Consider the following 25,351-nt stretch of genomic DNA (forward strand, 5'->3'; position numbering starts at 1 on the left):
TTCTTGGAATCCCCTATGGTATAATTAATACGTTTACAAGTATTTTGAAGGAGGAATCGTAATGGGTATTATTAAAGCAGCAATTGGCGCTGTCGGCGGAGGCTTAGCTGATCAGTGGGTCGAGGCGATTGAGCCGGCTGACATGTCAGACACGACTGTTATGACAAAGGGTGTATTTGTACGAAAAGATGACCGTAGAGGTTCGAATAAAAAAGGAACGGCAGATGTTTTAACTGATGGTTCTGTTGTCCATGTTTATCCTAATATGATGATGATCTTGGTCGACGGCGGAAAAATTATCGATTATACCGCCGAAGAAGGCTACTATGTAGTAAAAAATGATTCCGCTCCATCCATGTTCAACGGCAGCTTGAAGGACGCTGTAGCTGAGACCTTCAATCGTTTCAAATTTGGTGGTGTAACACCACAGAAGCAGCAGGTTTATTACATTAATCTGCAGGAAATCAAAGGCATTAAGTTTGGAACAGCTTCGTCAATCAATTACTTTGATAATTTTTATAATGCAGAGCTGTTTCTCAGAGCACATGGTACGTACTCAATTAAAATCACTGACCCGTTATTGTTCTTCTCAAATGCCATTCCGAGAAATAAAGAACAGGTTGAAATTAATGACATTAATGAACAGTATTTATCTGAGTTCTTAACTGCTTTACAGGCTGCCATTAATAAGATGTCAGCTGATGGGGAAAGAATTTCCTATGTACCATCAAAAAGCATGGAACTAAGCAGCTACCTTAGCTCTATTCTTGATGATAACTGGCGGGAGCTTCGCGGAATGGAAATAGTTTCAGCAGCGGTTGCCAGTATTTCTTATACTGATGATTCTACAAAATTGATTAACATGAGAAATCAAGGTGCGATGCTGGGAGATCCAGGAGTTCGTGAAGGCTATGTACAAGGTTCCCTTGCCCGCGGCATGGAGGAAGCTGGTAAAAATCCGAATGGGTCAATGAGCGGCTTTATGGGTGTCGGTATGGGGATGAATACCAGCGGCAACTATTTCAATCAGGCTTCGCAGACCAACCAGCAGCAAATGCAGCAAAATCAACAACAGCAGGAGCAGCAGAAACAATCAGCCGCGGATTCTTGGACCTGTCCTCAGTGTGGTGTAGAAAATCAAGGTAAATTCTGCTCAAACTGCGGCACACCAAAACCAACGAATGAAGCACCAAAGCTGGAAATGAAGTGCAGCGAATGCCACGAAATCGTTGATCTTGCCAACGGTATTCCGAAGTTCTGCCCTCATTGCGGCAAGCCGTTTCAAGGAGTTCCTTTATAAAGACTTGGTCAAACATGACAATGCAGCAGCACCTCTATCACTACAGCCTGCTGCTGCATTGTTTTGTTGTTGGACAGGATTAATTTAGCACTAAATAATTTCAATTTTAGTAGTTACCCATTTATATATCCTGGAAAGGAGTACTTATGGAAAGTTCATTTACACACAAGTGTCCCAACTGTGACGGACCACTCTTTTTTGATCCGAAGGATCAGAAATTTCACTGTGAATATTGCTTAAGTATTTTCACTGAAGAAGAGGTAACCGCCTACGAGAAAAATCAAAAGGAAGCACGGCTTCAAAAAACACCTGATGAAGCTGCACAGGAGACAGATACTTCAGCAGCAGAAAAAATGACAAGTGAAGCTCAAACAAGCAGCGGTGACTTGGAACTGTTTACCTGTGCCAGCTGCGGCGCAGAAATTGTAACGGATGCAACTACTGCAGCGACCTACTGTTATTATTGCCATAATCCGGTTGTATTATCTGGTCGAATCAGCGGGAAATTTCTCCCGGATAAAGTCCTCCCTTTTAAAATCGAAAAGGAGGAAGCGGTCAACAGATTTCTTGACTGGACTAGAAAAAAGAAATTTATTCCAAAGGATTTTTTTAATGCCTCACAAATTGAAAAGATGACTGGGGTTTATTTCCCCTACTGGTCGGTTGACTCTGATATTACTGGTCAGCTGAACGCCACTGGGACAACGGTTCGTGTTTGGCGCGTAGGAGATATTGAACATACGGAAACAAAGCAGTTTGCTATCAGACGAAAAGGAAAGCTTTCCTTTAAGGAACTAGTAAAAAATGCGTTATCAAAGAACACCCAGCAAAAAATGGTCGAGGTTGTTCAGCCATTCCCACTGGAACAAGCGGTTCCTTTCAAAAGTCAGTATCTATCAGGATTTCAGGCTGAAAAACGAGACATTGAATTTGAAGCACTTAAGGCGGACATTGAGCAGGAGCTAAAAGGATATTCTAATCAATTGTTGAAAAATTCCGCTTCCGGCTACACAACTTTAACAGGCGTGAATACGGACATCCGTATCGACCGGCAGCAGCAGGATTATATTTTATTGCCTGTCTGGCTAGTTACTTATAATAACCGTTCAGGTGATGATAAAATATATTATTACGCGATGAACGGTGTTACTGGAGAAACGCACGGTGAACTGCCGATTAGCTTCAAACGCCTTCTTTTCGCAGGGTTTGGCATTTTTGCAGTCCTCTTTATTCTCTTTATGATTGGGGGATATATGATATGAGAAAATATCGGATAATAGCTGCAATTCTTTTAGGCTTTTTACTTTCTTTCCCTCTATATGGGGAAGCCTCATCAGTAACAGTGGATGACCAAGCGGGTCTTCTAACGACTGAACAGGCACAGCAGTTAAATGAAAAAGCAAATGAAATTGAACGAAAGGCAAAGGCCTCTGTTTTCATTGTAACCAATACGGATAATACGGTAGACTCCACCCGCTTTGCCGATCAGTACATGCTTGATAAAATTGGAAAAAATCAGAACGGTATTACTTTGTATATCGATATGAATCAAAGAAAATTTATCATCTCTACATCTGGAAATATGATTGACTACATGACAGACAGTCGGATTGAAAACACGCTGGACAACATGGAATCTTATATGAGTGATGGCCAATATTTTCAGGCAGCTGACAGCTTTTTAGGCAATGTCAGCACCTACTTTGACGACGGCGTTCCCAAAGGGCACTATCGCGTAGACTCAGAAACCGGTAAAATCACGTATTATAAAGTATTGACCCCTTTTGAAATTGCTGTTGCTTTCATCGCAGCACTCGCGATTAGTGCTTTATTCGTTTGGCTGACAATGTCTAAATATAGACTAAAATCCGCAAAGCATAGCTATCCGGTTTATGAAAAATCCTCATTGCAATTAACTGAAAAAGAAGACCGCATGACCAACTCCTTTATTACGACACGTAAGATACCACGAAACACATCTGGTAGTGGCGGCGGTGGAACTAGAGGTGGTGGCGGCAGTACTACACATACCACTGGCGGCGGTACCTTTGGCGGCGGCGGACGCAGCTTTTAATTGAAAAGAACGAATGTTTATTGGAAAGAAAGTAAATTTCCAATAAACACTCGTTCTTTTATATTTCCGGGAAATGCTTTAATACATAATCCTCCGCCTCTTTGGACCAAATTCCCTGATTGTCAGCTAGGATTTCTGCTAAGGCTTTATCCAGCTGTGCTATTTCGTTCAGAGCTGTACGTTCAAAGCTTTTATGAGTGTAGACCAGCTTTTTCCCGCCGCCAATTTCAGGTTGGGTCAAAGTCGTTTCTCCAACTGCATTCAATCCTAAAATATGGGTTACTACATTAGCTACATGAACTTTTCCATTTTCAATCAGTTGAACTGCTTTTCGCATATCATCTGTATTGCCGCCGGAAGTACCTACATAATGAGTAAATGAATAGTGTAAATCATAAAAATTAATTGGTGCAGCAAACTCCTTATTCTGCGGTCCTGCAAAAAAGTTCAAACAGCCATCGGGATTCAATAAAGCTGAAGCCTCCTCTAACACTTTAGCAACCGGAATCATAACAAAAATATCATCAAATTTTCCATTAATAGTTTTTTCTAAATGCTCTGCCTGATTTTCCACATTTCCTACATTTACATAAAAAACTTCAATACCATCCTGACTCGGATATAATCGCGCTGCCCGCTCGAGCTTTTCGTCGTTGACATCCGTTACAACAATTCTTTTCGGCTTTCTTTCCCCGTGTAACGCATAATCTATTGCCAGCAGTCCCATCGGACCAGTCCCGCCCATAATCAATAAATCTCCGTCTTTTTTTATCCCCATCTGATGCTCATAACTATTCTCAATCAAATGAAAATTTGCTTCAAAAGCACCAATTACACAAGATAATGGTTCAATTAACGAACCTTCGAAATACGTTTCTCCATTATATGGAATCAGACAATCCTGTTCCATAACATCTTTTGAAAGAATGATATAAGTTGCATCTCCTCCAGTATAAGGGTAGGAATATCCTGGACAATCTGGACGATCCGGCAGCTGCAAGTTGGCTTGAACAACATATTTTTCACCAGCTTTAAAGCGATTATGCCAGTTTGCACCAACTTCTAGCAGCTCTCCACAAAATTCGTGACCAATAATAATTGGATTTTCAGCGAGATTATCTGGTGCCTTTTTGTGATCTGCTCCTTGATTCGCCAGTTTCCAGGTGGACATACAAATACTATCTGTGATAACTGAAGCCAGGATTTCATCCTCGGTAATTTTTGGCAGCTCAAATTCTTCCAGCCGAAGATCCTTTTTTCCATATAAGCGTATTGCTTTTGTTCTCATCTTTTTTCTTCCCCTTCTCTACTGTAAAATTCCCAATCCATACCCGGCAATTCCAACTGCAAATAAAATAAAAATTAACAAAATTGGACTAATTTTCTTCTTCAACAGTTTCATCATTAACAAAGTTAAACCTAAAGCTAATAGTCCAGGTATTAAATCGTCCAGAATATTCTGTACAGTAGTTACAATTATTTCTCCATCGGCTCCCGGTGTTTCAGAAACAACAAGAGGAACATTGATGGTTGTCCATTTTGTAACCAAAACGCCCATTATGAATAATCCTAAAATCGTTGCTCCTTCAGTCAATTTCTGCAGCAAATTTCCAGACAGGTCTTGAACAATATCCAACCCTTTCCTAAAACCGTAAGTCAGACCAAACCATTTCATTGCTAAACGAATAAGATTAAAGACTAGAAAGAAAAATACCGGTCCCAACAAATTACCAGTCAATGCTAAAGAAGCGCCTACTGCTGCTGTAATCGGGCGCAGCGTACCCCAAACCAATGGATCGCCAACTCCTGCCAACGGTCCCATCAATCCGACCTTTAGGCTGTTAATCGTTCCATCATCAATCTCTGCTCCGCTAGCTTTTGCTTCCTCCATAGCAATCGTTACGCCAATAACGGGTCCACATACTGCTGGTGTCGTATTAAAAAATGTCAAATGACGCTTCAAGGCTTCTGCCTGCTCCTCTTTTGTTTTATAGACTCTTTTAATTGTCGGAATCATATCTACGCAAAATGCCAGCGCATGAATTCGCTCATAATTAAACGAGGCCTGTTGAAAATTTGAAAAAACAAACGTTGTCATTAAATCCTTTTTGGTAATCAGAGATTGCTCCTTTTTTTCTACTGGAGCCGTTGTATCCGTTGCTTCCATTTTTTCTCCTCCTTAATCTTCCAGTTCATCATCTGCAACTGCTGACACACTGCCGGCAACCGCTGGCTCTCCTAGCTCAGTGCCCTGCTTCTTGAACTCTGGATTCAGTTGAACATAAATTAGCGCAGTTATCAGACCAACTACTCCAAATGACAGTAAACTGAATTCTAAATAACCGCCCAATACGAACCCTAAATAGAAAAACGGCATTAAGTACTTAACACTCATCATATTCAAGACCATAGCATACCCAACAACTACAATAAAACCACCGGCAACAGCCAACCCGCCAGTTACTATATCGGGAATCGCAGAAAGCATGGTATTAACCATCTCAGCACTGACAAAGGTTGCTATTATAACAGCTGGAATCGCAACCCGCAGAGCTTGAACAAAAAGAGCGCTGAAGTGAAGAAAAATAATTTTATTAAATGCTGCTTTTTCTGCTTCTTTATCTGCTGCATGCTGGAAAGCGACTGTAATTGTTCGGGCAATCACGGTTAGTACTTGGCCGGCAGCTGCAACTGGCAAAGCGATAGCGATGCCTGCTTGAATATCCTGTTGACCAACAACAACTAAAATCGTAGAAATGATACTAGCTAAAGCTGAATCTGGTGATTGGGCGGCACCGATATTCATCCAGCCAAGTGCAATAAGCTCCAAAGTGCCTCCCAGAATAATCCCGGTTGTCAAATCACCAAGAATTAAGCCAATTACTGTACAAGCGATTAATGGTCTGTGGGTCTGAAACTCATCTAAAACACTACCCATTCCTGAAATAGCTGAGAAAATAAAAATAAGAATAATCTGAATGACTGAAAGTTCCATAGTATAACCTCCTTTTAAACTACTGCTTCCTTAAGTTTCGCTTCAAAATCAATTTTTGAATCAGTTGCAACTACCCTGCAATCTAATTCCACACCGGCAGCTTTTAATCCTCTAAACGCTGCTACATCCTCTGGGCTTACAGAAATAGCTTTAGTAATTTGCGTCTTACCATTCCTAAACTGCATACCGCCGATATTAATCGATGCCAATGGCACTCCTTGTTGCACCAGCTCCAATACCTCTGTCGGATTAGTAAATAGATAAAAGACTGTTTCCTTCTCATATTTGGGATTTTGAAAAACCTTTACTGCTTTTTCTACATCAACTATATTTACTTTTATTCCTGGAGGGGCTGCTTGCTTGACCAGTGTTTTCCGTATACTGTCCTCATTCACTTCTTTACTTACTACGATAATTCGTGAGGCTCCTGCTTCTTTTGCCCAAACCGTTGCAACCTGTCCATGAATTAAACGATCATCAATTCTAGCTAAACGTATCTCCATCTATAATTCCTCCTCGTCTTCAACCTCATCCTTCGAAAATAATTTAACTGTCTCAGGGATCATCTCTTTAATCTTGCATACGATTTCATTTATTGGCATTATCTTCAACTGACCTGCAATTTCCAGTACCATTGGCAGTGACATACCTGAGAGAACCTGTATATTCTGCGTTGACTCCTTCATTGCCAGACTACAACTTGCATTAAATGGAGTGCCACAATATAAATCTGTTATAATCAGTGCCGTTTCTGCATCTGCCAACGCATACCTAAGCTTTTCTTCCAGACTATCCAAACCATCCTCTGTATTAAACACTACCGGAAAAAATTCATCTGCTTTTCCAAAAATCATTTCCAGTGAGTTTTTCATTTCTACCGCTAAGCAGCCATGTGCTGCTAAAATTACTTTTGTCATAGTCTTTCTCCTATCCCCTAGTCTTTCCTCCTGCAACATTCAATGTTACACCACTTATGTAGCTGGCTTTATCTGAAATAAGATAAGCGACTGTATCAGCAACTTCGGATAGCTTTCCACTTCGCCCTAGCGGGATAGTTGCCGTCTGACTGTACCCTTCTCGAATAGCCTCTACCGTTTTCCCTCTAGTGTAAGCTAGCGCTGTCTCGTAAGCTAAAGTTCGAAGACCAGTTTCTTCCATAATTCCGGGTGCAATCCCTACAACTCGAATCCCTTCCTTTCCTAATTCTTTCGACCACGAACGGGTGAAACTGTTAACTGCTGCTTTAGTTGCAGCATAGCAGCTTTGTCCCTCCGAGCCTTCTAAACCTGCTTCCGATGACATATTGATAATGACTCCTGAATGCTGCTTTAACATAATCTTGCTGACTAACTGACTAGCAAGATAAACACCTTTTTGATTAATCATAGTCATCTTCTCAAATAGATCATCTGTTAATTCATAATCACTGACATTCTTTTTATCTGACAACAAAGCCGGAACATTTACTCCCGCATTATTTACCAGAGCATCTACTCTACCGAATTTATCAATAGTAAAATCAACCATCTGCTTCACAGATTCTCTCAATGCTACATTGGTCTGAACAAAGAAATAATTACTATGCGTGAATGCTCCTTCATTAATATCTGCATTAACAACAAATGCACCTAAGTTACATAGCTCTTTTGCAATGGCTTCCCCAATTCCTGAAGAAGCTCCTGTTACGATAACAACTTTATTCTCAATATTTAACCAGCTCATTTTTCTCCCTCACTCACATTTGATATTTTATATTAACATTTGTGATATCACAAATTCATTATATGTATATGCTTTCACAATGTCAACACTTTTTTCACGTTTGATATACAGAAATCACGTTTGTTATTTTTGCAAAAACTAAAAAACAGGCAGTCTGTTAACAAACTACCTGTTTTTGTTGCTAAATTATTTATTTTAATGCTACTATTTTTCTTGCGGTTTCTTCAGTTGTTATCAAGGTTGTTAGCAGATGTCCTTTTAATGCAGCACGAATACCGGCAGCCTTTTCTAAAGATTCAGCTATCCCAATCCGTTCAGGAACATTTTGCAGCTGCTCCATTGAGATACCGATAATCCGACCATCCAAGTTGCTCCTTACCTGTCGTCCTTCTTTGTCAAAGAAGCGGGATACAATATCACCGGCAATTCCTTTTGTTTCCAGCTCTTTTAAAACCTCTTCTCCATAGAAGCCCTTCCAAACATCATTTTCACTTAAGATTGGACTACCGATTCCGAATACAGCAATATCCAGTTCCTGCCAAAGCTGCAGCAACTCTTGGTTAAACGAACCATTCATCAGGCCATCTCTTAATTCACTAGTTTCAGTAATTGCTGGAGAATCAATCATTAAAGCGTCACCAGTAATTTTTTTTGAAACAGCATAAGCAATCGTATTTACATGATACTCACTCGCCAGCTTTCCGGAAGGTCCTCCTATCATTGGTACACAAAGGATATTTTCAAAGGCTCTTGAAGGCATTTCTTCAGCCATCGCGGCAAGAGAGTGTCCCCATGAAAAACCAATCTTTAATTGATTTTTTAGATAAGAGAGAAAGCATTCGCCGGCAGCTTTACCTAATATATGTTCCTTTTGCTGTCTGGTTAAATCAGCAGCTACAGGAACAACAACTGCCTTGTTTAACCCAAATTGCTGTGTTAGCTCTTGTTCCAGTGAATAGCTAGTTGATTTGTCATAATTGATTGTAATTTGAACAATTCCTTCTTCTCTTGATTTTTTCAACAGGCGACTAATCGTCGTCCGATGAATATTCAACTCTTTCGCAATCTGACTTTGATTTTTGTCTTCTTGGTAATACATCTCCGCGATTCTCATCAGTAATTTTTCTTCATCCATAGCTTTGCTCCTTTTTCATCTGAACAAACTATATCATACAATGCACAATCGTGAAAGAGTAATATCATTTGTAAGCCACTCTTAGCTCCTTTTTAATTTTTTTACCAATTTCTCTTTACTCTAAACCTGCTTCATAGTTTATTATTAGAATATCAATTGATAAGCAACGAAAGGAGTACCAATGAATATTGCGCAATTTTCAAAAATCAGCGGTGTATCCGTCAGTACACTGCACTACTACGATCGACAGGGCCTTTTTTCTCCTAGCGGACGAATAGCTCAAAACGGCTACCGAACTTATTCAGCTGAACAATTACCTGAGCTGAATCAGCTGCTGGTTTTAAAGGATTCCGGCTTTAAACTTGCGGAGATTAAAGAGCTTTTAACGGACAGCCAAGCCTCTGCTACATTGAGTCAGCGGCTTGCCGAAAATATTACAGCATTGGAAAATGATATCTCTCAAAAAAAACAGATGATTCGCAGAATACAAACTAATTTATTTTTACTACAGAATGGAGGAATCCCCGTAATGAATGAGATTATTATAAAAACAGTTGAACCTATTTTAGGCGCCAGTATTCGACGGAGCTTTAAAAAGAAAAATCCAAAACAAACCTTTGATGCATTTTCAGAAGAAGTCTGGCATGAACTGGAAACTGCCATTCAAACATGTGGAGGGCAGGTGACTACTCCCTGTCTAACCATTTACCGTGAAGGCTTGTTCTTGAAACAGGAAAGCCCAATTATTGACCAGGAAATCATCGAGCCTTTGGTTAAAGAGTTGAAGCTTCCGCCAAGCAGTGATGTAAAACTAACAACTTTACCGGCAGAGCAGGTTGTTTCTGCTATTCATGAAGGAAAATTGAACAGTATTGGCGAAACTTATACTCAGATGTTGGACTGGATTGAACAAACTGGGCTGACTGTCAGCGGATTTATCAGGGAGATTTATCATCAGGAAAACATCACCGAGCTTCAAATTCCAGTCAATGCTAAATCGTTAGAGAAATTTTAGCAGTTAACTAAAAAGAATGATCCAATCCTTTGAGTGAACGAGGATTGGATCATTTTTTTATTCATATTAAAAATCAAGAAAAAATTTTTTCACAGATTATCAAATCTACAACCAGAGACCGAATAATCAGCACTGAAAAGTCAGACCGAAGCAGGATGAAGAAAAAGCGTTAATTCTATAGAATAAGAGTAAGAGAGAAAGAAGAATGGAGGAAATAGAAATGAGAAGAGGAAGTAAAATTGTCGTAGGTGTCGCACTAATTGGGGTCATTTGTCTCATTGGTTTTTCTAAAGGGGCTATTTTCTATTCAAATGATTGGCAGAAAGAGACACGTTCACAGCTGGATAAGACTGCAAAAGAAATGAAAAAAGAGGCAAAAAATTTCCGTTCATCCTTAAAAAAGACATGGAAAGAAACTTCTGAAGATATTAAAGAAGAATGGATACATATTGATTAACCATGCATAGTTAAATCCTTTAGAAGCTTCTATTACAAAGCAGCCTCTTTTGTTTAAGAGCGGCTTTGATAGCAGCCTTTGTTTAAATTTAATACAAAAAGAGAATTTGAGCCATAAGGGATGGCCAAATTCTCTTTTTTTGCACAAAGCTGCATAACTGTTGGAACAGACTCAGCTTTTCCAAATATTTCTATGACTGTTTCAGCAGCTGAGAAGGCTGCTGATCGCTTTCAAGTAAATACAGTTCTGACATCGCCCGTGTACAGCCCACATACAAGAGATTTTTATCTAAGTTGGAATGATAGTTTTCCTCTGTAATATATGGAAGAATCACAACGTCGAACTCCAAGCCTTTTGCTAGCGTGAAGGTTGTCAAATTAATGCCTCTTTTGAACTGCTTGCTGTTTTCATCTAAAACGTGCAGCTCCCTTTCTTTAAAAAAATTCTTGATTTCAGCAATTTCTTTCGAGTTCTTGCAAATGACACCGCATAGCTGACTACCTGATGCAGAAAAACGGATGAACAATTCCTCTAGTTGTTTCATCTGATCAGTCAGATTTTTGTAACGCTTTACTTCCGGTAATTTTCCGTGGCGCTCCACTGGAATCAGTTTTTGATCCGAAAGGAATCGCCGAGCGTATTGAATGATTTCGTATGAGGAGCGATAGCTTTTATTTAGCTCTACCATTCTTCCGTCGGAGAAATATTTACTGATTTCTTGGCTGTTCAGTCCTTGCTCTAGTGAAATATTTTGAGAAACATCCCCTAAAATTGTTTTACTACAGCTGAACAGCCTGCTGATTACCTCGTATTGAATTTCTGAATAGTCCTGCATTTCATCAATAATCAGATGCTTGACGTTTTTGATTTCTTCCTGTCCCTCCCAACTAAATTTACAAAGAAGTAGCGGAAAAATATCTGAATAACTGAGTGCTTCTTTGTTTTTGCTAGTGAACATCAGTCCTGTTTTGGAACAAAAATCTTTATAAATTGAAAGCGGGCTTTGATGTATCAATCTTTTTAAGAGCAGCTGGTGGATTTGCTTTTGAGTTAAGCTCTTTGCAGTCTGCTGCTCTTCCCTTTGACGAAGAAACAGTTGCTTCGCTAGTTCATCTACTCTGTCATACACGGAAGCGGAGCTGCTGCATAGGGCAAATAAATTGTTTAATGCCTCTTTTGATAGCTGCAGAGTTCCAGCCTCGATTCCTTTTTCAAAGGGAGCTTTAGCTACCTCCTCTAAGTAATTCTTCAGTTTTTTAGTGAATCCTTTTCGATTAATTTCTCTACAGCGTTTTGCTTGTTGGCTGTTGGGAAAAGCACTAAGATTATTTGTTTCTTTTAGGTAAGATGAATCAATCGTCAGTTGAGGTAAAAACGGCTGGAGAATAGTCCCTAACTCTTGTTGAATCAGCTCCTCTTCCCCAAGCTCCGGCAGTACGCCTGCGATAAAATCAGAAAATACCGCATTGGGTGAAAGAATCAGAACCTCAGAAGCCCGCAGACTCGTTCGCTTGTTGTAAAGCAGATAGGCGATACGATGCAGTGCAATCGATGTTTTTCCCGACCCTGCTACTCCTTGAATAATTAAATGCTTTGTTTGCTGATCTCGAATAATCTGATTTTGCTCTTTTTGAATCGTATGAATGATTGTCTTCATTTGTTCACTGGAAGAGTTCGTTAGTTCCTCCATCAAAACCTCGTCATGAAGAGCTTGATCGGTATCAACTACATATTGAAGGAGCCCATCTTCAACTTTAATTTGTCTTTTCTTTGTCAGCTCCCCTGAAAAGCAGCCGCTATCTGTTTGATATTCAGCAGTTCCTGGACCAAAATCATAATATAATGAAGCAACCGGGGCTCGCCAATCGTAAATCAAACTGTCTCCCGCAGCCTGGGAAAAACCAAAGCGCCCAATATAAAAACGCTCTGCTTCACTCTCATCATCATAGCAAAAGTCAATTCGTGCAAAGTAGGGACTGGATAAGGCATACCGCAGCTTTTGCTGACTCTGACGTTCTGCGCCGACCTGACGATCCATCGAAGCTAAGCTCTTCTGGTAGTCATAAACTTCGTATTTGTCCAGCTCATGGTGATAATCTACCGTATATTTTTTTAGTTCCATATAGCCGGCATCTGTTTTCTGTTCTTTGCCAAGAGAAATTTGAAATGCTTTCTCAAGCGTTTCTAGTGTTTTAGTCAAATGCTTTTGTTCTTCTGTCGAAATCGTCATTTTATCATCCACTCCTTTTCTGATAATAAAAACGGCTGTTAAAAATCAACAAATCTGCCATAGAAAAGAAGCATACCACCAATCAAAACCTTGGTGGTATAGTGGAGGGTTTTTAGTTAAACGTTCTGTTCATTTCTTGAAGTTTTTTCTTAACAAGCTTAGCATTTTTCTCAGCCAGTTCTAAAGAATCAATTAAGGTATCGCAGACACTAATGATTTCTTCATCAGCTGCTGGTGTATTAAGAAGTCCTGTGATTGCTGCTGCCGGCAGCGGATTATCTATAGTATTCAATAAGCGCAGGATTGCTTCAAGGGAATAGTTGGCATTGCGCAGAATACGGATGATTCTTAGCCGGTTGATATCTTCTGCGGTATAGATTCGATAGTTATTATCCCGCCGTTTAACTAATAACAAGCCATTAAGCTCCCAATTACGTAATGCGTCTACTGTGATTGCCAGATAGTCAGCTGTTTCCTTGCGTTTCATCGGTTTTAGCTGTTCATTTTTCCCTGATAAAAGCGCCTCTACAGCTGTAATCGCTTCACGAGCCTGCTGTTGTTCTTTTTGAATTTGCTGGAGGTAGTCATCTGCCAGCTGACTGGCCTGTTCAAAATCTTTCTTTGCTGCCGACTGAATAACTCCAACCATTTTCTTCCGAAGTCCCTTCTGCAGCACCTCCACCTGAAAAGCAGTCTGAGCTAGTTGAATCATTGCAATATGAAAGTCGGTAAACCGCCGATAGCCGTTTTCTTCACGCTCAGCCTGCGGAATTAGCCCCCATTCTTCATAACGGCGAACTGTATTTGGATGCAGGCCCACGATTTTTGCTACTTCTGATGTTCTGTAGATGTTAACTGTCAGCCCCTCCTTTCTTCCATACAAACCTTGTAAAAAACAGCCTCACAACAATGCCAAGGACAAGCAGTATTTCCTATGAAATATTTTCTCAAAAGATCGAAATAAATTGTTTATTTAAATGAGTTGTGAAGTTGATTTTTGATGAACTTATAGAATTTTAGTCTACAAAGTTTATTTAGCGATTGTTTGTCCTTTTACCCAGCGGAATTTTCTAGTACTTCTGAAAGAAATTATACAGGTAGAAGCCCTTACCAGTCAAAGGAATGAATGCTAAAAAGCAGCAAACAACTGCTCGCTAAACAGCTTATCTACTGAGAAGCTTTGTCTCCAATTTTTCAATGAAAGCAACCAGCTGATTCATTATTTTAGAAGAAAACAAACTACGATAAATAAGTATACCTACAGCTATCGCCAATAATCCTCCTGCTACCACATCTGATGGATAATGAACCCCTACAAAAATTCTGCTGATTCCAACTAGCAGTGCGCTAAAGAAGCAAAGAACTTTTCCTTTTCTGCCGCTATATAAAAATAATGGTGTTAAGATGCTAAAGAACAAAACTGTATGGTCACTGGGAAAACTATTATTCACTTCTTTTTCAATCAGCTGATTTACATTTGGAAGAACCGCAAAGGGCTGCAAATGTTCATAGAGCTGTCCTAAACCTTTCGCCAGTATTTCGGCAACGATAAAGGTTAATAGAGACAGTATCAGAACTTTTCTGTAAGAGCTGTCCTGCCTTTTATAGAACCATTGAAAAATCAGAAAGGCTGCCAGAATGAAAATCGTATACTTACTAATAAAAATTCCCAGATAATCTAGAACATCGTTCCTTCCTGCTAAATTATTAATGCTTCGAAAAACTTCATTGTCTATTGTTGTCATTTTTTTCTCCTTTACAACTTTTTTATTTGAAAAATTTCATTCATGTAAATCCTAAAAATAAATCATAATTATAAATCCTTTGCAGAATTTATATTAAAAAAATCAACTAATCCTTTCATATTTTTTTCTCCTCTTTTGAGGATTTTTTTACTTTTCCGTTTTCTCGATTATTAACTTCTTCCAGGCAAAGTCCAAGAATCCTTTCGTCACATACAAAAAAACCTTTGACACTTTCCGTGTCAAAGGTTGGTATTAAAGGCTTTCCCCTATTTATTTGCTTTAAATAAAAGAAAGGCTTTTATTATAAAAATCGAAAACAGATAGACAATCACATAAGGATGTCTTGCCATTGCGAAAAATAAAATGACCAGTGAATGGACAAATAGCGACCAAATTCGACTATATCTTAACAGCTTATCCTTTTTCCAAAAATATAAAATCAATTCTATGATACCCGTCACAATCATCAGCAACAGTAAAATCAAAAAAAACGATTTATCAATTACAGATTCATTAAACTCAATCAAGGAAACTAACCGAATCATTTGTCCAGCTGATTGACCATAGAAGGGCAGGAAAATACAGACCAAGGTGAGTATATCCAGCAGTCCATAAATCAGCGTATATAAACGATTCTCCTGCTGCTGTTTTTCTTCTCTTCTTTCAACCTGCTCCATCTCTTCACCTGATAATAAGTCATCAATTGACACAGAGAACAACTGAGAGATATTTTTCAGAGATTCAATATTCGGGTATCCTTTGCCGCTCTCCCATTTTGAGACCGCAGTCCGGGAAATAAATAGTTTTTCTGCTAATTTTTCCTGAGTTAAATCATGTTCTTTTCTAAGCTGTTTCAGCTTCTCACCTAATTCCACAAACGTCATCCTCATTTTTCTACTTCTCTTGCTTGGTACAGCTTTGTCAAAATCTGCCGCCCTCTTTTGATAGTATAATACATAATCCAAAGACCTTGAACCCTCTTCGCTTTTCTTTGAAAAAAATTTAGTCATTCAACAAGCTTGCGAATGATTCTTTTCTCTATCAAACATTTTCTATATCTAGTCCAAAAAAGAACTTGAAACAAAACCAGCAATTTTCTGCTGTTTGTTCCAAGCTCTTCGCGTTCCTTCAGTGTTTTATTACTAAGACAATTTAAGTTAACGCCTTTATTATTTAATGCGGTTGGCAAGATGGTCATGTCCTAACGCCTTCATCACTAGGATAGGAGTCAAAAGGCAGACAAGAAATACTAACAGCAGGGAGCCGCTGACCTCGAGTAAGGGTAAGCTGAAAACTGCAAAAGTGGCGGAATTTTTTACAACTAGAAACAAACCATATGTCAAACACATTCCCAGTGTCAATACAAGAACAGCCGTTATCCCGCCATAGTAAAGACCTTCATAAGCCAGCATTTTATTGGTTTGTCTGCGTGTCATGCCAATACTCTCTAAGGTTGCCAGCTCCTGTTTTCTAGAGATAATACTGGTGGTAATTACATTAATAAAATTCAATAGTCCAATAGCAGCTAAAATTACTGCTAGTGCATTTCCCAAGATTCGCATCGTCATCGTTCCTGTACGTGCTGCTTCAATCTGCTCTTTCTTGGACATCAAATGAAAGTAGGGGCGTTGTTTTACCAGCTCTGTCATGAGCTTAACGCCAGCCTCTTCCTCTTCATCAGAAAAATTCATTCTTATTTCTAAAATCGTTGCTTTAGGGATTATTTGTTTCATATAATTTTTTGAAATCAGAATGGTTGGTGCGCCGTCACTTTGCTGCTCAAGATAAGCTATTGGAAAATAACCGCCGATTGGCAAGTTAAGCTTCTGCTGTGTTTCAAGGACAGTAAAATCCAGATTAGGAATAGCTTTAAAGTCTTCTGGTGTATCCGATTGAACCAGACAGAGTTCACCAACTTCAAATGCCTCTTCATCGAAAGAACGGTGGTTTGCCTCCATCACTGTACGGATTTCCTCAGTGTCCATACCAATTATCTGGCTAAAGAAGTTTTCTTTATTCAGGTTTTCTTCTTTATGCGTGCCATATTTAAATGTTTTATTATAGTTCTTTATATAATCAGAGAATTTGCCTTTTTCAAAATCTACTAGGATTCTACTCGATAAATAAATGTGCAGCTCTTCAATACCAGAGAATTGATTCATTTGCTGCAGCAGCTCCTGATCCTCTTCCCAACGGTTGGAAGCAGGTATCTCCCTTTGGGAAATCGATAAGTCTTCCGACATTTCACTGGTCACAAAATTTTCCAAATCCATACTTTCCAAGGCTGTATTCGTAGCAATAAATAGTGAAATCCCTAAAAATAAGGATAAAATCACAACTAATGCCCGTTTCTTATCCCTAAAAATATTGCGCCAAGCCATAGCGTACAGCTTCCCGCCCGAATGTCCGCGGACCTTCTGTTTTTTAGGGGCACTTTCTGTAAATCTAATCGCCTGAATAGCCGGAACCTTAGCAGCAATTCGGGCAGGCTTAATAGAGCTGCCTAAGGTTACAAATAGTGCAAAGACAGCAGCAGATATATAAATCCAGGGATTGATAGAAGTCACTTTTGTATCAGCAAAGGTTGAAATATTCAAGGCAAAAGGAACTGCTATTGTAGAGACCAAACTGCCTAAAATAAGACCAATAGGAATACCTATCAAGGATAAAATCAGAGCCTGACGTAAAATGATGCTTCGAATTTGCTTTCCTGTCGTCCCTAAGGCTTTTAGCAAGCCATAGAAACGGATATCATTTGCAATCGAAATATACAACACATTGTAGATTAACAAACCGCCGGATAACAAAATAATTAAAATAAACGCACCAACACCTAGATACAGAGTCATAGAGCTGCCCCCGCTTTCACGGACAGTTGTTTTTATTTCCTGATTTTCAGTCAGACCCAATGATTTGGCCAGCTCGTCATTTTGCTTTCCAATCCCTTGACTGCTTTTATATTTAACCGAAACAGTATTTTTTCCCTCTAAATCCGGATACTCTGCTGCAAAGGTAGAAGATACCAAAAGATAGCTCATATTCGAAACCCGCTGTGTCACATACTCCTTAAAGTAACCAGATAAAGTAAAGGACTGAGTGATTGTCTGATCTTGATAAGTATAGGTTAGTGGAATCTCCATGCCAATTTTCGGATGCTCAATTCCTAAAATCGTCAGCGCTGACAAAGGGACTAGAATCTCATCTTTTTTCTTGGGAAACTGCCCTTCAATATCAGTAACTGTGGGTACTCTTAGATTCAGCCATTCTGCTTCATCATACCAGTGCAGAATGAGCTCAGCATCTTTCTTCTTCTGACTGACTGGATTAATCATACCAATGGTTCGCTGCGTTCCATAAGCTTCAACACCTTCATTCTCCGACAGCTTTTTATATTGAGCGGTCGTCAGATTATTCATGTTGGCATCAGCCATCGTGCCCAAAACTCTTCTCTGCTGCTGCTCATTTGATTCAAGAAAACTCATTCCTAAACTGACAACGGAAGTCAGCAGCACGGTTGTTAGAATAATCGCAATACTGACAAAAATATTTCGGCGTTTATTAGCTCGAAAGCTCTTGAGTCCAATTGAGCGAATAATCTTTTTTTGTGTTTTCATGAGAAGTCACCTTCTTCAGATAAACGACCATCTTCGATTCGAATAACCCGGTCTGCCAGCTGAGCAATATGATCATTATGCGTAATCATAATAACTGTTTGATGAAATTTTTTAGCAGTCATTTTCAATAAGCCCAACACATCCTGGCTGGTGTGACTATCCAGATTTCCGGTTGGCTCATCAGCTAGAATAATAGCCGGCTTTGAAGCCAGTGCTCTAGCAATCGCAACCCGCTGCTGCTGTCCGCCGGATAACGCATTAGGCAGTTCATTTTCCCGCCCTGACAAGCCCAAGGTCTCAATAATCTGAGCCACAAAGTCCTCATCAATCCTGTTTCCATCCAACTGAATTGGTAACACAATGTTTTCATAAACACTTAAAATCGGCACTAAATTATAATTTTGAAAAATGAAGCCTACATTACGACGGCGAAAAATCGTTAATTCTTCTTCTGTCATTGCAGACAAGTTTTTCTCATCAACAAATAGTTCACCGCTGGTTGGCTGATCCAGTCCTCCCAGTAGATTAAGCAAAGTGCTTTTCCCTGAACCAGAAGTACCAACTATTGTTACAAACTGCTTTGCTGAAATTGTTAAACTGACATCGTTAACTGCATGAACCTGATTTTCTCCCTGCCCGTATGTTTTCATCAAATGTTTGACTGTTACGATTTCCATAGTAGACGCCTCCTTTGTTAATCTAAGTGTAGCAAGGCGTTCTTACTCCTCGCTGACAATCCGGACTTCTTTTCTGTCAGTTTAGTAAGAATAGAGAAAACACAGTCTTCTCTGATGTCTCCTTAGAGAGAATATAGCCACCCTGTTTTTCCAAAATCAGCTTAGTCAGATGAAGACCGATACCCGCACCAGACATATCTCCAGCATTTTCTCCCCGATAATATTTTTGAAAAATTAACCGCATTTCGTCAGGCAGGATACCTATTCCTGAATTACAAATGTCAATTCGCGTATAAGAAAGAAGCCGTTTGACAGTTATGCTTATTTCAGTTTTGGGATTTGCATACTTCACTGCATTCTCAATGACGTTGCTAAAGGCCTCTGCTGTCCATTTGGAATCATGCATAAGCGGATTCACCTCTTGAAATACCAGTTGAATAGTTATCCCCTTCTGATTGGCCGCTTCACGATTTTCTGCTATTGCCTGCTGAAGGGTTTGGTTGATATCCAGCAACTCCGGCTGTAAATCAATCGTTTCCGTTTCAAATCGAGTCATAACAATAAATTCAGAAGCTAACCACATGAGCCGCTCAGAGCTAACCTCGATTCTGGCTAGAAACTCCTTTGCCTCATGTTCTGACAATCCGGTCATCTGCATTAATTCAGTGTACATCATAATACTGGATAACGGTGTTCGCATCTGATGGGAAATATCCGCAATCAGCTCTTGAATCCGCTGATGTTCAAGCTCTACCGTTTGTTTGCGGTCCTCTGCAATCTCCGCAATTCGCTGAGCTTTAAAAATGACCTTAGCTAACTGCCCCTCCTCATACTTCACCTCATTTGGATCAAACGAGCTAAAAATCACTTGATCAAAGATTGCTTCCAGCTTCTCCAGTTCTGCCTCCTGCTTTAGCTTTAGCTGGCGGATATAGAGCCCTCCAACTAAGCAACAGCAGCTAAGTATTATCCCTATCCAAATACTCATGATTTCCTCCGCTTCTTCCACACATAACCTACTCCACGTATTGTCTGAATAAACTCCGGCTGCTGAGGATCAGCTTCAATTTTCACTCGAATTCTTCTAATATTAACTGATAATGTGTTTTCATCGACAAATTTTCCCTGAGTATCCCATAATACATCAAGGAGTTGTTCCTTTTCCAAAACAGTTCCAGCATTTTTGAGCAGATAATGAACCAGTCGATATTCTGTTGAACTTAGGGCTATTTCCTGTCCATCTCTAAAAAGACGGTTGGCAGACACATCTAATAGAAACGGCGGTACAGAAAGCTCTGTTCCATAGGTTTCCAGCCGGCGCAGAGTAGCGATGATTTTTGCCTTTAAAATAGCCAAGGAGAAGGGCTTAATAATATAATCATCCGCCCCTACGGACAAACCGGCAACAACATCGGTCTCCATGTCTAAAGCCGTCAAAAAGAAAATAGGCGTCTTGGTTATTTTACGAATAGCCATGCAAAGATCTAAACCATTCCCATCAGGTAAATTAATATCTAAAATAATCAAGTCCGGCTGTTCCTGCTTAATTTTTTCGACTGTTCCAGCGATTTTTTCTGCTGTAACTACTCGGTAGCTTTCCTGTTCCAAGGCAAAGGTAATTCCCCGACGCAGCTGTTCATCATCCTCAACTAAAAAAATCTTTTTCATTCACTTCGCTCCTTTACGTTTCGGCTTTCATTTTATCTTACTATTAATTGGATATTTTTACATTACTTTTTAGAAATAGCTAAATAACAGCAAGATTAGGCTGCTCTGTTTAAATCGTAAAGCTCTTAAAATCAAACCGTTCTCCCCTCCATGATAGTGGTTTGTACAAAAGAACTTTTTTAATCCAGTCACAGAAGTATGTGTAATGAAGGGCTTGATTGTCTTAACACACTATAAATCGACTCAAATAAACAGACTAGGATGGAAAATACCAATCTAGTCTGCTTCAATCGTTCCTCTTAAATTATTTTTTTAATGCACATATCAGATTAGACTGCTCACACATTCTCTAGCGCCTTTTCTGCTTTTTTCAGTTGTTCTAAAAACAGATGATGTTCTTCTTCTGAAAAAGTGCTGCAAAGCTCTTCATTCAAATGCTGGAAGATTTCTTCAATTTTTATGACCATCTGTTTCCCTTGCTCCGTCAAAAAAATATTTTTTTGCCGTTCATTCTCTTTAGGAATTTCTCTGTAAATCAACTGCTTTTCTTCCAAAATTTTTAGAATGTTTGTTACCGTTGCCTGCTTTTTTCCTAAATAGTTAGCTAGTCCACGCTGAATAGTAGCCGGATGTTTGTACACATAGGTTAGACTCCGTGCCTGTAGACTATTTAGCTGTAGCGTTCTCAAATGCTCCCCAACATAGCTTTGCTGAAGAACACTTAATGTATAAATTTTTTCTGTGATATCCTCTTTGTTGAAAGTCACTAGCCTCACCTCTTCTCCGTTAGTTTAATTTAAAATACTCTAATTGACAACTGTTTCATAATAAAGTATTATTCATATAGTTAAATTTACAACTATTAATTTTTTAACATTAAAAACCAAAGAAAGAAGCGATTATCATGTCTTTAACCTCTAATCAGATGCTGCAGACACAAGAGGAATTTCAAAAAAATCTAGTCCTCTCCGGCTTGTCTCTCTCAGAAATCGCACGAGATTTAAAAACAAGTATTTCAGTTATCGAAAACACCCTTCAGCTTCAAACTACTCGCATTGAAGATCCCTGGGTTTTAAAAAATTATTTAGAAGAACAAATCATTGCTCAAAATAAGCAGCCCATCCCCTTCACTGCCTTGGTTGGCAACTACCAGCAATACTGGTTTTTAAATTCGAAGCGGATTAAAAACAAGCGAATAGGCTGATATAGTTAGTTACATTTTAAACAAAACCAATACTTTCACGAGTATGCCGCAACAGAACCGTTCTCCTCCGAGAGATCAACTAGACAAACAAAGCTAAATCCCTTTCACTTATACTCTAAAAATCAAACAAAAGAGCCGCCAACATGAAGTGTCCTCACTTCTATATTAGCGGCTCTGCGTCTGGGCGTCTGGCTCTTTTATTTGTTCTATTTCAGCAGCTTCTACATTAATCAAAAACTCTCTCTTACATTTGGGACAATACAGAGGGAAATTTTTCAACTCGCTGTCTTTTCTAATTTTGGTTCTCGTCTTACCAGTACAAACCGTACAAAGTATCCAAAAGCTCTCATTCTCCAGCATATTACTCCTCCTGTTCTTACAATTAAATTTTTACATAATTTTCATCTAGAACCTGTTCATAAACCAGCTTTAATTCCTGACCGATTTCACTGATACTTCTCCTTACAGCTGTTTGATAGCCTCTTTCTGCGGTATCCGGCAGCTGCTTGTCAACAATCCTTTGAATATGCTGCTTAAACCCAGCATTATCGGAAGCCATGTAGCAGTTTATCCCTGATTCAAGCCAGCCATGATAGACAGGAATATCACGAGTCAAAACCTTTTGCTTGCTGGCTAACGCTTCTAAAACAACAATTCCTTCGGTTTCCTCGTATGAAGGAAAGAAAAACAAATCAGCACCTGAATAAGCTCCTTCGATAATTTCTCCTTTGATATATCCCGGAAAAAGAACGTTGTCCGGATGCTTCTTTTTAACAATCTCCCGAATCTCTTTGGGAATACTCAACATATTGACATGACCAAACCAGATAAAGGTGTAGTCAGGCATTGATTTAGCAATTTCTACAAAATCAATCAGTCCCTTTCGTTTAAAAAACAAGCCAACACAGATAACAACCTTTTGCTCTGGCGCCAATTTGAAGTATTCTCTAAAAAGAGTTTCCTTACGGGTATCCGGACGATACTTTTCTAAATCAATTCCATTGGAAATCGCTGCAATCGGCTGCTTCATCCCGTAGCCTTCCAGTATTTCTTTTGAATAGACTGTTGGTGTGATTAAGCAGTCAGCTTTAGAATAAAGAGAGATTAAATAGCGTTTAAACAAGGGTGCCACCTGATTAGAACCAATAAATGAATTTCTAAAATCTTCTTCCGTAGAATGTGCATGATAAATGACCTTCTTTCCCATTCGCCTGGCCTTGGCAATCATCCGATAACTGCCAATCCCATAAGTATTAATATGCAGAATATCATAATCTATACAGTTCGGATCCAGTGTATACTCAATTCCTGCGGCCGCTAATGCCCGTTTCTGATGCTCCAGTGCGCGGCCAATACCAGATTTTGCTAATATTCTTTTACCTTCAAAATACAATAATATCTTCATTGAAAATCCTCCTTCATCTAATAAAATGATTGTCTTAGCCGCTTTTCTAACATGTGTAAACAGCTAATACGCATCAATATAAAGTTTATAAACGCTCTTATTCAAACCAGTTCAATTACAGGACTTACTGGCTTATATAACCAGTTTTGTCTTCACACATCAATCAGATAATGGGTGTTTTGGGACCTATACCGCCCATGAACTCAGCTAAAAACAAGGCTGCTACTATAATCAGCAGCAACGCTCCATAAAAACGAATACCTTTAAGTCCAGCTGCCTTTCTTAAAAACAGCACGTATAGTATAACTTTCCAGATGAGTGCACCGAAAAAGACTATATTAACAAATAAGCCCCATAAAAAATTTTCCGACATATGATTGTAATTGGACTCGATAATAAACATAAGAGGAATTAAAACACTAAATATCATTGTAGGAAACAAGGTAAATGCCCACTGAGTCAAAAACCAGCTAAGTTTCTGCCGGTTGCCAAATATCCAGCAAACCGCAAATAACAATAAGCAAAATAAACTATATTCAATTAGGCTCAGTAGAAAAATCTTTAACAGATTAATAATCGTAAATGATGTCCCCATTATCAGCGGGTCGAAAGCTGTAACGATTAGCGCAGTAAATGAAACGAACAGCAGTGAAATCACCTTATCCTGTTTATTAAAAGACCCTACTGGATCATTCAGGATTTCAAAAATTTTTTTCATTAGAGCACATCCCTTCTCATTCAAATAGTTTTAAAATAAATTCTGTGTAGTCATTTCCAAAAGCAAGTGCACAGATAACCGCCTGTACAGCTGAGAAGGAAAAGGCAAAACGATAAGGCCGATTCACAATGAAGTCTTTCAACCGTTGTTTGCGGGAACGAGTAGTTGTTATCTTGACTTCACTTTGGATAGCTGCCAGCATCCGCTGTTTTTGAATTGAACTTGGAAATATTCCTTTATCTGATGCTAATTCTTCTAGCGACTGCTTGATAAAGTCATCATTTTTTGTTTTCATTTCTGTATTCCTCCTGTCCAAGATTCAGATATTCCTTGATATACGCCTGCTTTGCACGATAAAGCACACTTTCTACAGATTTTGTCGTTTTTCCTAATAATTCAGCCATTTGCTTAACTGATAAGTCATCTAAGTATTTCATTGTCAAAATCAGCTGATAATACGGCGAAAGGCTATTTAAGCACGTACGGATCAGCTGCTTATCATATTCTTTGATGAGTTCAAGCTCTATATCCTGTGAAGAGTCCGGGATAGTCTGAAGCTCTTCATTATTTATATCGGTATTTTCCGAAAAATGCTTATATTGTTTTCGATAATAATCATTCAAGCGGTTGCGGGCAATTTTAAACAGCCAGGTTCGCTCAGAGGACAAACCTTTAAATGTTTTCAGAGATTTATATACCTCAAGAAAAATATCCTGCGTAACATCTTCCGCCAGCTGTGGATTTAAACCCGTACGCAGATAAACGAATTTATAGACTTCATCAACATAGGAATGATAGAGCTGAATAAATTTTTCTTCATACTTTTTTTCTGCCATTGCTCACACTCCTTCGCCCTTCCCTAGTCTCCCAACAACTATTTTCCGCTGCTGGTTATTTACTTTTCTTCAGTATACCAGTGATTAAGTAGTTTAAGGATAGGTCACTAAATGCTACTCTTTCTTATTTATATACTGTTGTAAAAAAATCATTTTGGCTAATACACGCTTTCTTTCCCTTCTAAAAAAGTGGTGTACATTAAGGTAGTCGCAGAAAAAGGAAAAATCATTCGCAAAAATTCAAATTTTTTGTAAGCTGGCTGAAAAATTTTTTTTAAATGGATATTTGACCATCTCTATATTTTCCACAAAAAAAGAGTGGAGCCCGAATCGGTCCACTCTATAAAGCTAACTAACCTAGCCACAGCAATACTGACTTCCTTTCTTTAAGGAAATCTAACGCTGCTGCTTCTTTAATTTTTCCTATACGGCTCTTTGTCAACTAATGTTGGTGAAGAGAAATCTTAGAATTTTTGAAGATCAAGAGGAAACATTTCTCTTGGTCTTTTTTAGTTTACAATTAAAGCGTTGCCGTGGCGAATCATAATTCGCAGTT

The 25,351-nt window shown here is 39.0% G+C and carries 27 protein-coding genes; 6 read left to right on the forward strand and 21 right to left on the reverse strand.

Features of this window, described 5'->3' with window-relative positions:
• Positions 1 to 61: 61 nt before the first annotated feature.
• The 3 genes from AC1Z3K_RS16830 (at position 62) to AC1Z3K_RS16840 (ending at position 3,374) form a co-directional block, all read left to right on the forward strand.
• Entirely contained in the window at positions 62 to 1,300 is a 1,239-nt protein-coding gene (locus tag AC1Z3K_RS16830) for an SPFH domain-containing protein (RefSeq protein ID WP_461733370.1), read from the forward strand.
• Between the two features lie 146 nt (positions 1,301 to 1,446).
• Positions 1,447 to 2,562 (forward strand): TFIIB-type zinc ribbon-containing protein, encoded by a 1,116-nt coding sequence (locus tag AC1Z3K_RS16835; RefSeq protein ID WP_461733371.1) that lies wholly within the window; start codon positions 1,447 to 1,449, stop codon positions 2,560 to 2,562.
• Positions 2,559 to 3,374 carry a TPM domain-containing protein gene (locus tag AC1Z3K_RS16840; protein WP_426081648.1) on the forward strand — a complete coding sequence of 272 codons (816 nt, stop codon included), beginning with the start codon at positions 2,559 to 2,561 and terminating at the stop codon, positions 3,372 to 3,374. Before AC1Z3K_RS16835 ends, AC1Z3K_RS16840 begins: the two co-directional genes overlap by 4 nt.
• A 58-nt stretch (positions 3,375 to 3,432) precedes the next feature.
• On the opposite strand, the gene AC1Z3K_RS16845 is transcribed toward AC1Z3K_RS16840, so the two are convergent.
• From AC1Z3K_RS16845 to AC1Z3K_RS16875, 7 genes are all read right to left on the reverse strand, one after another.
• On the reverse strand, positions 3,433 to 4,662 hold the full coding sequence (locus AC1Z3K_RS16845) for a zinc-binding dehydrogenase (RefSeq protein WP_461733372.1): 1,230 nt from the start codon (positions 4,660 to 4,662) through the stop codon (positions 3,433 to 3,435).
• An 18-nt stretch (positions 4,663 to 4,680) separates the two neighbouring features.
• On the reverse strand, positions 4,681 to 5,541 hold the full coding sequence (locus AC1Z3K_RS16850; RefSeq protein ID WP_426081650.1) for a mannose/fructose/sorbose PTS transporter subunit IID: 861 nt from the start codon (positions 5,539 to 5,541) through the stop codon (positions 4,681 to 4,683).
• 12 nt (positions 5,542 to 5,553) lie between these two features.
• Entirely contained in the window at positions 5,554 to 6,369 is an 816-nt protein-coding gene (locus AC1Z3K_RS16855) for a PTS mannose/fructose/sorbose transporter subunit IIC (RefSeq protein WP_426081651.1), read from the reverse strand.
• Between the two features lie 14 nt (positions 6,370 to 6,383).
• On the reverse strand, positions 6,384 to 6,872 hold the full coding sequence (locus tag AC1Z3K_RS16860; RefSeq protein WP_426081652.1) for a mannose/fructose/sorbose PTS transporter subunit IIB: 489 nt from the start codon (positions 6,870 to 6,872) through the stop codon (positions 6,384 to 6,386).
• Positions 6,873 to 7,286, reverse strand: a complete 414-nt coding sequence (locus tag AC1Z3K_RS16865; protein ID WP_461733373.1) for a PTS sugar transporter subunit IIA — start codon at positions 7,284 to 7,286, stop codon at positions 6,873 to 6,875. It lies immediately after the preceding gene.
• Between the two features lie 10 nt (positions 7,287 to 7,296).
• A complete protein-coding gene (locus AC1Z3K_RS16870) occupies positions 7,297 to 8,091 on the reverse strand; it encodes an SDR family oxidoreductase (protein WP_461733374.1) in 795 nt (264 codons plus the stop codon).
• Between the two features lie 190 nt (positions 8,092 to 8,281).
• A complete protein-coding gene (locus AC1Z3K_RS16875; RefSeq protein WP_426081655.1) occupies positions 8,282 to 9,226 on the reverse strand; it encodes a sugar-binding transcriptional regulator in 945 nt (314 codons plus the stop codon).
• 181 nt (positions 9,227 to 9,407) lie between these two features.
• On the opposite strand from AC1Z3K_RS16875, the gene AC1Z3K_RS16880 reads away from it, so the two are divergent.
• A complete protein-coding gene (locus AC1Z3K_RS16880; RefSeq protein WP_461733375.1) occupies positions 9,408 to 10,241 on the forward strand; it encodes a MerR family transcriptional regulator in 834 nt (277 codons plus the stop codon).
• A gap of 220 nt (positions 10,242 to 10,461) precedes the next feature.
• Complete coding sequence (locus AC1Z3K_RS16885) at positions 10,462 to 10,698, forward strand: hypothetical protein (RefSeq protein ID WP_426081657.1); 237 nt, start codon at positions 10,462 to 10,464, stop codon at positions 10,696 to 10,698.
• A 190-nt stretch (positions 10,699 to 10,888) separates the two neighbouring features.
• Here the strand turns inward: AC1Z3K_RS16885 and AC1Z3K_RS16890 are convergent, their stop codons facing one another.
• The 9 genes from AC1Z3K_RS16890 to AC1Z3K_RS16930 form a co-directional block, all read right to left on the reverse strand.
• Positions 10,889 to 12,928, reverse strand: coding sequence for a HelD family protein (locus tag AC1Z3K_RS16890; protein WP_461733376.1), 2,040 nt, complete (start codon positions 12,926 to 12,928; stop codon positions 10,889 to 10,891).
• A gap of 112 nt (positions 12,929 to 13,040) precedes the next feature.
• A complete protein-coding gene (locus AC1Z3K_RS16895) occupies positions 13,041 to 13,811 on the reverse strand; it encodes a MerR family transcriptional regulator (RefSeq protein WP_426081660.1) in 771 nt (256 codons plus the stop codon).
• 280 nt (positions 13,812 to 14,091) lie between these two features.
• On the reverse strand, positions 14,092 to 14,673 hold the full coding sequence (locus tag AC1Z3K_RS16900; RefSeq protein WP_461733377.1) for an undecaprenyl-diphosphatase: 582 nt from the start codon (positions 14,671 to 14,673) through the stop codon (positions 14,092 to 14,094).
• Between the two features lie 266 nt (positions 14,674 to 14,939).
• Positions 14,940 to 15,638 (reverse strand): helix-turn-helix domain-containing protein, encoded by a 699-nt coding sequence (locus AC1Z3K_RS16905; protein WP_461733378.1) that lies wholly within the window; start codon positions 15,636 to 15,638, stop codon positions 14,940 to 14,942.
• Between the two features lie 204 nt (positions 15,639 to 15,842).
• On the reverse strand, positions 15,843 to 18,287 hold the full coding sequence (locus tag AC1Z3K_RS16910; RefSeq protein ID WP_461733379.1) for an ABC transporter permease: 2,445 nt from the start codon (positions 18,285 to 18,287) through the stop codon (positions 15,843 to 15,845).
• On the reverse strand, positions 18,284 to 18,964 hold the full coding sequence (locus AC1Z3K_RS16915; RefSeq protein ID WP_461733380.1) for an ABC transporter ATP-binding protein: 681 nt from the start codon (positions 18,962 to 18,964) through the stop codon (positions 18,284 to 18,286). The genes AC1Z3K_RS16910 and AC1Z3K_RS16915 overlap by 4 nt, the downstream gene beginning before the upstream one ends.
• A gap of 76 nt (positions 18,965 to 19,040) precedes the next feature.
• A complete protein-coding gene (locus AC1Z3K_RS16920) occupies positions 19,041 to 19,952 on the reverse strand; it encodes a sensor histidine kinase (RefSeq protein WP_461733381.1) in 912 nt (303 codons plus the stop codon).
• Positions 19,949 to 20,632 (reverse strand): response regulator transcription factor, encoded by a 684-nt coding sequence (locus AC1Z3K_RS16925; RefSeq protein WP_461733382.1) that lies wholly within the window; start codon positions 20,630 to 20,632, stop codon positions 19,949 to 19,951. Before AC1Z3K_RS16925 ends, AC1Z3K_RS16920 begins: the two co-directional genes overlap by 4 nt.
• 338 nt (positions 20,633 to 20,970) lie before the next feature.
• Entirely contained in the window at positions 20,971 to 21,399 is a 429-nt protein-coding gene (locus tag AC1Z3K_RS16930; protein WP_461733383.1) for a MarR family winged helix-turn-helix transcriptional regulator, read from the reverse strand.
• Positions 21,400 to 21,536: 137 nt separating this feature from the next.
• On the opposite strand from AC1Z3K_RS16930, the gene AC1Z3K_RS16935 reads away from it, so the two are divergent.
• On the forward strand, positions 21,537 to 21,836 hold the full coding sequence (locus AC1Z3K_RS16935; RefSeq protein ID WP_426081668.1) for a DUF2316 family protein: 300 nt from the start codon (positions 21,537 to 21,539) through the stop codon (positions 21,834 to 21,836).
• A gap of 165 nt (positions 21,837 to 22,001) precedes the next feature.
• On the opposite strand, the gene AC1Z3K_RS16940 is transcribed toward AC1Z3K_RS16935, so the two are convergent.
• From AC1Z3K_RS16940 to AC1Z3K_RS16960, 5 genes are all read right to left on the reverse strand, one after another.
• Positions 22,002 to 22,196 carry a cysteine-rich KTR domain-containing protein gene (locus AC1Z3K_RS16940; RefSeq protein WP_461733384.1) on the reverse strand — a complete coding sequence of 65 codons (195 nt, stop codon included), beginning with the start codon at positions 22,194 to 22,196 and terminating at the stop codon, positions 22,002 to 22,004.
• A gap of 22 nt (positions 22,197 to 22,218) precedes the next feature.
• A complete protein-coding gene (locus tag AC1Z3K_RS16945; RefSeq protein ID WP_461733385.1) occupies positions 22,219 to 23,241 on the reverse strand; it encodes an LTA glycolipid anchor biosynthesis glycosyltransferase, IagA/BgsA family in 1,023 nt (340 codons plus the stop codon).
• 163 nt (positions 23,242 to 23,404) lie between these two features.
• Positions 23,405 to 23,959: a hypothetical protein gene (locus AC1Z3K_RS16950; RefSeq protein WP_426081671.1), complete on the reverse strand. Its 555-nt coding sequence runs from the start codon at positions 23,957 to 23,959 to the stop codon at positions 23,405 to 23,407.
• A 16-nt stretch (positions 23,960 to 23,975) separates the two neighbouring features.
• Positions 23,976 to 24,254 carry a hypothetical protein gene (locus tag AC1Z3K_RS16955; RefSeq protein WP_461733387.1) on the reverse strand — a complete coding sequence of 93 codons (279 nt, stop codon included), beginning with the start codon at positions 24,252 to 24,254 and terminating at the stop codon, positions 23,976 to 23,978.
• The gene (locus AC1Z3K_RS16960; RefSeq protein WP_461733388.1) at positions 24,238 to 24,795 is read right to left on the reverse strand and encodes an RNA polymerase sigma factor; all 558 of its coding nucleotides are present in this window, start codon (positions 24,793 to 24,795) and stop codon (positions 24,238 to 24,240) included. Before AC1Z3K_RS16960 ends, AC1Z3K_RS16955 begins: the two co-directional genes overlap by 17 nt.
• Between the last annotated feature and the right edge of the window lie 556 nt (positions 24,796 to 25,351).

This window comes from Enterococcus sp. LJL128 (genome assembly GCF_056924295.1).

Coding starts and splice junctions, on each gene's coding strand:
- AC1Z3K_RS16830 (WP_461733370.1), top strand. CDS start 62: ATGGGTATTATTAAAGCAGCAATTGGCGCTGTCGGCGGAGGCTTAGCT.
- AC1Z3K_RS16835 (WP_461733371.1), top strand. CDS start 1,447: ATGGAAAGTTCATTTACACACAAGTGTCCCAACTGTGACGGACCACTC.
- AC1Z3K_RS16840 (WP_426081648.1), top strand. CDS start 2,559: ATGAGAAAATATCGGATAATAGCTGCAATTCTTTTAGGCTTTTTACTT.
- AC1Z3K_RS16845 (WP_461733372.1), bottom strand. CDS start 4,662: ATGAGAACAAAAGCAATACGCTTATATGGAAAAAAGGATCTTCGGCTG.
- AC1Z3K_RS16850 (WP_426081650.1), bottom strand. CDS start 5,541: ATGGAAGCAACGGATACAACGGCTCCAGTAGAAAAAAAGGAGCAATCT.
- AC1Z3K_RS16855 (WP_426081651.1), bottom strand. CDS start 6,369: ATGGAACTTTCAGTCATTCAGATTATTCTTATTTTTATTTTCTCAGCT.
- AC1Z3K_RS16860 (WP_426081652.1), bottom strand. CDS start 6,872: ATGGAGATACGTTTAGCTAGAATTGATGATCGTTTAATTCATGGACAG.
- AC1Z3K_RS16865 (WP_461733373.1), bottom strand. CDS start 7,286: ATGACAAAAGTAATTTTAGCAGCACATGGCTGCTTAGCGGTAGAAATG.
- AC1Z3K_RS16870 (WP_461733374.1), bottom strand. CDS start 8,091: ATGAGCTGGTTAAATATTGAGAATAAAGTTGTTATCGTAACAGGAGCT.
- AC1Z3K_RS16875 (WP_426081655.1), bottom strand. CDS start 9,226: ATGGATGAAGAAAAATTACTGATGAGAATCGCGGAGATGTATTACCAA.
- AC1Z3K_RS16880 (WP_461733375.1), top strand. CDS start 9,408: ATGAATATTGCGCAATTTTCAAAAATCAGCGGTGTATCCGTCAGTACA.
- AC1Z3K_RS16885 (WP_426081657.1), top strand. CDS start 10,462: ATGAGAAGAGGAAGTAAAATTGTCGTAGGTGTCGCACTAATTGGGGTC.
- AC1Z3K_RS16890 (WP_461733376.1), bottom strand. CDS start 12,928: ATGACGATTTCGACAGAAGAACAAAAGCATTTGACTAAAACACTAGAA.
- AC1Z3K_RS16900 (WP_461733377.1), bottom strand. CDS start 14,673: ATGACAACAATAGACAATGAAGTTTTTCGAAGCATTAATAATTTAGCA.
- AC1Z3K_RS16910 (WP_461733379.1), bottom strand. CDS start 18,287: ATGAAAACACAAAAAAAGATTATTCGCTCAATTGGACTCAAGAGCTTT.
- AC1Z3K_RS16915 (WP_461733380.1), bottom strand. CDS start 18,964: ATGGAAATCGTAACAGTCAAACATTTGATGAAAACATACGGGCAGGGA.
- AC1Z3K_RS16920 (WP_461733381.1), bottom strand. CDS start 19,952: ATGAGTATTTGGATAGGGATAATACTTAGCTGCTGTTGCTTAGTTGGA.
- AC1Z3K_RS16925 (WP_461733382.1), bottom strand. CDS start 20,632: ATGAAAAAGATTTTTTTAGTTGAGGATGATGAACAGCTGCGTCGGGGA.
- AC1Z3K_RS16935 (WP_426081668.1), top strand. CDS start 21,537: ATGTCTTTAACCTCTAATCAGATGCTGCAGACACAAGAGGAATTTCAA.
- AC1Z3K_RS16940 (WP_461733384.1), bottom strand. CDS start 22,196: ATGCTGGAGAATGAGAGCTTTTGGATACTTTGTACGGTTTGTACTGGT.
- AC1Z3K_RS16945 (WP_461733385.1), bottom strand. CDS start 23,241: ATGAAGATATTATTGTATTTTGAAGGTAAAAGAATATTAGCAAAATCT.
- AC1Z3K_RS16950 (WP_426081671.1), bottom strand. CDS start 23,959: ATGAAAAAAATTTTTGAAATCCTGAATGATCCAGTAGGGTCTTTTAAT.
- AC1Z3K_RS16955 (WP_461733387.1), bottom strand. CDS start 24,254: ATGAAAACAAAAAATGATGACTTTATCAAGCAGTCGCTAGAAGAATTA.
- AC1Z3K_RS16960 (WP_461733388.1), bottom strand. CDS start 24,795: ATGGCAGAAAAAAAGTATGAAGAAAAATTTATTCAGCTCTATCATTCC.